This window comes from Amazonocrinis nigriterrae CENA67 (genome assembly GCF_016056305.1).
GTDB lineage: Bacteria > Cyanobacteriota > Cyanobacteriia > Cyanobacteriales > Nostocaceae > Amazonocrinis > Amazonocrinis nigriterrae.
The window spans coordinates 8,988-13,812 of record NZ_JAECZC010000024.1; the positions used below are offsets into that span (position 1 = coordinate 8,988).

The window sequence follows — 4,825 nt, forward strand, 5'->3', positions numbered from 1 at the left end:
TTCGTCCACGTCCCATTTTCTTTGTCTGTTTCTGCTACATCTAATGCACTATTTTAGCCCGGTCGCGCTACTACAGGAATTTTATTTTTACTTTCTAAATAACCTCTAAGAGATGATTTATAAATTAAACCTGAAATTGTAGTGCGTTATAGCAACGCTTAACGCACCATATTTCTCGGTGCGTTACGGCTAATCTTTACTCTCTCAAACTCCCAAATCCTTGCATAGCCGTAACACACCCTACTTAATATTTACTTTCTAAATAACCTCTAAGGCTGCGTAATCTTAATATTCAAGAAAAACCTGCCCGCAATATTAACTGACGCCAGAATTACAGGGCAGGTTGAAAATAACTATAAAAATGGATAGATGCAATCTTTAACTAACTGGAATAGGTTGACTGCTAGACAGAACCAAAGGGAAATTATGGACATTAGGAGCGTGCATTGCACTTATACCCAGATTGGCACGGTTGAGTATATCAGCGTCCGTTCTGATTACTGCACCCCGACTATCTAAGATGGAATGATTAAAGTTGAACCCATTGATATTAAATGCCATCGAACATACACCCATCGCTGCAAACCAAATACCTACCGTTGGTAATGCTGCTAATAAGAAATGGAAAGCACGATGATTTTTGCTAGCAAAGGTAGGAATCAACAATCGTCCTAAGAAACCATAGTGTCCTGCCAAGTAATTGTAGGTGACTTTCGGCTGACCTAACTTATATCTGGCATTGATTGATTCATTTTCATCAGTATTCCGAATTAGCGTTGAAGTCACCAAAGAACCATGCAAAGAACTCAACAGTGCGCCGCCAAATACACCTGCTACACCTAACATATGGAACGGGTGCATCAGGATATTGTGATCCCCTTGGAAAGCTAACATAAAGTGGAAAGTTCCAGCAATTCCCAAAGGTAAACCATCAGAAAAACTACCTTGAGCAATAGGATAAACTAGCAAAACCGACGTAGCGGCGATGACGGGTGCAGAATAGGCAATAGCTATCCAAGGACGCATTCCTAAACGATAACTCAGTTCCCACAATTGCCCTAAATAGCACCAAATACCAATGAGAAAATGCAGCACAATCAACTGATATGGCCCACCATTATAAAGCCATTCATCTATTGATGCGGCATCCCAAATAGGATAAAAGTGCAAACCAATAGCAGCAGAGGTCGGTACAACTGCGGCTGTAATCAAGTTATTGCCATCCATCAGTGAACCCATGATTGACTCACCTATGCCATCCATATCTACACTGGGGGCAGCAATAAAAGCCAAAATAAAACAAATGGTGGCAGCTAGTAAGGTGGGAATCATCAATACACCAAACCAGCCGATATAAATCCGATTTTCTGTGCTAGTAATCCAGCGACAAAAACTATCCATCAAAAAAATTAAATTCTTTTTGACGTTGAACAATGGTACTCATGGTATGTAACTCCTAGGTAATTCCAAGTTACAAATTTTCTAACTACTTTTTGCAGGAGTTTTCTAATTGCTTTTGCTCACTAAAATCAATGCTTCACTTGTGTGACATCTTGCAGCAAATTTCCATCAATAGATAGACATCAATAAAATTATTTTGGCTATAATTTATGCACCAAAATATGATTTAACATTATTGAATAATGTCTATCTCAAGTAGTTATCTCAGATGTTATGGTTTTGCCGCTCTAGTTACCTTCATTCTAGAAAAAATATTAGCAACCCTGAAGCAATTAGTTAAATATCTTTGCAATCTTGGCTAAGAGGATATTTATCAAATCTAATTTATTACTTGCTGTGAGATTAGAAATAGCGACTACATGGGGAAAATCCACGAAGTTGGGTTTCAAACGCTTCATTTTCGTTAATATCATGTTATGGGCGTTGCATTAGGCGCTTTTTACATCTTTTTCGTGATAAATCATCTCGTATGCGCGTCACATCACGCCAGTTGCTTTCAGCAGAGCAAATTCATACTTAAATTTTAGCAAGGCTGAAAAATTAATTGTATTCTATGTGTAGTTACACTTATCTCTTTAATACTGTGTTTTGATTATGTCTAGTGATGCAATTATTCAACCTGAATTATTAGAGAACAAAACCGAGAAGCAGTACAACGCCCGTCAGATTCTCAGTGTACAAGAATTAAATACTTTCAACGATCGCTCTAACTCCAAAGGACTAATTCATTTAATTGGACATCTCACTATCATCGGATGCAGTGGCTACCTGTGGGCGATAAACTGGGGCAATTGGTTAGTCGCAATACCAGCACTGCTACTCTACGGCTTTGGTTTGGCTGCAATGTTTGCACCGATGCACGAAGGCGTTCACAGAACTCCTTTTGCTAACAATCGTTTAAATGATGCTGTGGCTTGGTGTGCGGGATTACTCTCTTTTTACAACAGCACATTCTATCGTTATTACCACAAACGGCATCATGTTTATACTAGAGTACCTGGAAAAGACCCGGAACTCACCGACCTCACTCCGCACAACTTGGGGGAATATTTGTTAGTGCTTAGCGGTTTACTTTGGTGGGTGGACAAGATACGTGGACATATCCGCATTGCACTGGGTCAAGTTGAGGATTATCCATTTATACCAGAGACAGCAAGAGTGGAAGTGATACGCTCGACTCGCTGGCAATTAGGTGTTTATGCAGGAGCGATCGCAATTTCCATTGCAGTAAATCAGCCTTGGTTTATACTGTATTGGCTGCTACCGCTGTTTGTAGGTCAACCGATTCTGCGTTTTCTTCTACTAGCAGAACACACAGGTTGCTCTCTTGACGCTAACCTGCTGACAAATACCCGCGTCACCTTGACGCTTTGGCCTGTGCAGTTTCTCATGTGGAATATGTCATTTCATGCAGTACACCATTTGTACCCATCAATTCCATTCCACACATTGCCAAAAGCCTATGAAAAGTTAAGTTCACACTTTACCCACGTTGATCCTGGCTACATCAAAGTCAACCGCGATATTCTAGCTCAATTGGGACAGTTAGAAGGGTAGAGGGATGAGGGAGATGAGGGGGATGAGGGGGGAGAATAACTAAACCAATTCCCAATGCCCTATTCCCAAATCCCATTACTTAGTTAAAATTAGATTTGGCATTTCTTTCTCTACTGTCCGCAGAGGTTTATATAAATAACCACTAATTGTAACTATAACAGTAATTATTCCTAGGACTATAAATAATAAGCCAATGCCACGCCCGTGTCCAACGCCAACAATTCTGCCGACACTGTTTGCAAGTAGACCATCACTAGCCAACAGTGGCTCAAATACATAGTCAGCTAGGGGCCCAGCCAAAAGATAAGCCAATGGAAAGGATGACCAAGCAATCATCCGGCGCACAGCAAAGACGCGTCCTTGAATCTCTGGTGCTACTTTGCTTTGCCAAATTGCTTGGCTACAAGCAGTAATAATTGGCACACTAAAAAAAACGCCAAAGGCAGCAACTGCAATTAATGGTATAGAAGGACGCAACCCTAACAAGATGATGCAAACTCCTTGTAGGAGTCCAAAGCAGAACATGCCATAGACGCGCTTCTTGGGGCCTCCCCATACACTCATAACAATACTGCCGATGAACATACCACTACCACCAGTGGACAGGACATTACCAAGTACTGCGGGTGAAGTAAAAGCTAAGAGCATTGGTGTCACTAATACAGTACCCATTCCCAAGACAAAATTGCCGAGGGCAAAAAACAGTAATAGGGCTAGCAGTCCTGGGTGATTGAGAATGTAAGTCCAACCATAGATAGTTTCTTCCAACAGAGAAGCTTTCTTTGCACGGTCTTCAATGGTATTTTTAACTTCGGGAAACTGGATAAACAATAACGTGACTATGGCGAAGACGTAGGAAGCAAAATCAATTAAAAGCACGCCTTGAATGTGCAGGTTCAACACCAGTAAACCAGCTAGTGCTGGGGCAAAAACTCGTGCAGATGCTTCTCCAATTTGTACCATGCCGCTGGCGCGACCTAGATGCCGTTTGGGCACAAGCAACGTGATAGCCGCAGAAGCAGCAAGATACTGCAAGGTACTGCAAACCGAAATTACGGACATGCCGATATAAATATGCCAGACGTTCAGCTTATCGGCTAACGATAGCAGTGCAAGAAAAAAAGTGGCTAGACCTCCGCCACAACTACTTAGTATCATTATCCAGCGTCGTTCAGCCCGGTCTACGAAAGCGCCAGCGATGGGGGATAGTAATATTCCAGGCAATGCAGTAAACAAAGAAACCAGCCCCAGCAATGTTGTGGATGCTGTTTGTTGGTAAACCCAAACACCTAACGCAAAACCTGTAAGTCCTGAGCCGAACAGTGAGATGATCTGTCCCAACCAAATAATGATGAATACCTGTAGTTTCGGGATTGTAGTAGTTTTTGCCATGCGTTCATTTTGTAATTAACGTAGTGTTAAATACTATTACTAATTAAGTATTGTAATTCAAATAAATATTTTGTTTTTTGAAATACATGTACAAAACTTACCATAAATAGTAAAAAGTAGATTAATTGCCAGAAAATTAAAGATAAAACTGGAATGAGCAAATTAATCAGTACATTATTCAAAAAATTAGAGAAATTCCTCCTTCCTAAATTTTCACAGTTGGTTTCTAAGTACTCATCACTGGGAGACTCGATTTTTTTTGAAACAAGTCAGTTTCCTTGGGCTTATGAGTTAGAAGCGAATTGGAAAGTTATTCGCCAAGAGCTTGACAAGGTAATGGAATATACAGATACATTGCCAAACTTTGACGATATTTCTCCTCAACAGCGGCGTATAGCTGGCGACAATATGTGGA

Annotated in this window: 2 protein-coding genes and 2 pseudogenes; 2 read left to right on the top strand and 2 right to left on the bottom strand. The window is 40.7% G+C overall.

The window, feature by feature from the left end; translation table 11 throughout:
• Positions 1–378: 378 nt before the first annotated feature.
• Positions 379–1,444 (bottom strand): annotated as a pseudogene (locus tag I8748_RS14330) (Photosystem Q(B) protein 1).
• 611 nt (positions 1,445–2,055) lie between these two features.
• On the opposite strand from I8748_RS14330, the gene I8748_RS14335 reads away from it, so the two are divergent.
• The gene (locus tag I8748_RS14335) at positions 2,056–3,018 is read left to right on the top strand and encodes a fatty acid desaturase family protein (protein WP_198125258.1); all 963 of its coding nucleotides are present in this window, start codon (positions 2,056–2,058) and stop codon (positions 3,016–3,018) included.
• Positions 3,019–3,093: 75 nt separating this feature from the next.
• Here the strand turns inward: I8748_RS14335 and I8748_RS14340 are convergent, their stop codons facing one another.
• Complete coding sequence (locus tag I8748_RS14340) at positions 3,094–4,410, bottom strand: MFS transporter (protein WP_198125259.1); 1,317 nt, start codon at positions 4,408–4,410, stop codon at positions 3,094–3,096.
• A 153-nt stretch (positions 4,411–4,563) separates the two neighbouring features.
• Between I8748_RS14340 and I8748_RS14345 the strand changes: the two are divergent.
• A pseudogene (locus I8748_RS14345) lies at positions 4,564–4,825 on the top strand (aspartyl/asparaginyl beta-hydroxylase domain-containing protein); the annotation flags it as partial.